Source organism: Micrococcus sp. HMSC31B01 (genome assembly GCF_001816085.1).
Classification (GTDB): domain Bacteria; phylum Actinomycetota; class Actinomycetes; order Actinomycetales; family Micrococcaceae; genus Micrococcus; species Micrococcus luteus.
On the sequence record NZ_KV825035.1, the window covers coordinates 1 to 957 of the forward strand.

Annotated in this window: 1 protein-coding gene; it reads right to left on the reverse strand. The window is 72.0% G+C overall.

Annotated features, from left to right (window positions below):
* Window positions 1-20: 20 nt before the first annotated feature.
* On the reverse strand, window positions 21-779 hold the full coding sequence (locus tag HMPREF3105_RS04105; RefSeq protein ID WP_070708830.1) for a phosphoglyceromutase: 759 nt from the start codon (window positions 777-779) through the stop codon (window positions 21-23).
* Window positions 780-957 lie beyond the last annotated feature (178 nt).

Sequence of the window (957 nt, forward strand, 5' to 3'; positions counted from 1 at the left end):
GGTGGACGCCGCCGGCTGCGTCAGTGCGCGGAGCCCTGGGCGGCCACGGCGGCGGCGCCGGCCGCGGCGGCCTCCGGGTCGAGGTAGCGGCCGTTCGCGGTGATCGGCTTGAAGTTCTGGTCCAGCTCGTAGACCAGCGGGATGCCCGTCGGGATGTTCAGGCCCGCGATGTCCTCGTCCGAGATGCCGTCCAGGTGCTTGACCAGGGCGCGCAGCGAGTTGCCGTGCGCGGCGATCAGCACGGTCTTGCCGGCCTTGAGGTCGGGCAGGATCTGCTCCTCCCAGTAGGGCAGCAGGCGGTCGATGACCTGCTTGAGGGCCTCGGTGCGGGGGGCGTCCTTGCCCAGGTCCGCGTAGCGCTCGTCGCCGATCTGGGAGAACTCGGAGTCGTCGTCCAGGGCGGGCGGCGGGGTGTCGAAGGACCGGCGCCAGACCATGAACTGCTCCTCGCCGAACTCCTCCTTCACCTGGGCCTTGTCCTTGCCCTGCAGGGCGCCGTAGTGGCGCTCGTTCAGGCGCCAGCTGCGCTTGACCGGGATCCACTGGCGGTCCGCGGCCTCGAGGGCCAGGTTGGCCGTGGTGATGGCGCGCTTGAGCAGGGACGTGTGGACCACGTCCGGGCGGATGCCCTCCGCCTCCAGCAGCTCACCGCCGCGGGCGGCCTCGGCGCGCCCCTTCTCGGTCAGCGGGACGTCCACCCAGCCGGTGAACAGGTTCTTCTCGTTCCATTCGCTCTGACCGTGCCGCAGCATGACCAGCGTGTACGTGGTGTTCGCCATGTCACCATCCTAGGCGGACCCGTCCCGCCGCTCCCCTACGCTGGAGCCCATGGTGGAGAAGGCCCGGCGGCTGCGCGCGCGCACGACGCCCGGCCCAGTCCCGGCACGGGGCCCGCAGGGCCACATCACCCGCGGCACGACGGCGGCGCAGCGGATGCGCCGGGTGGACCGCTGGCTC

Coding starts and splice junctions, on each gene's coding strand:
- HMPREF3105_RS04105 (WP_070708830.1), bottom strand. CDS start 779: ATGGCGAACACCACGTACACGCTGGTCATGCTGCGGCACGGTCAGAGC.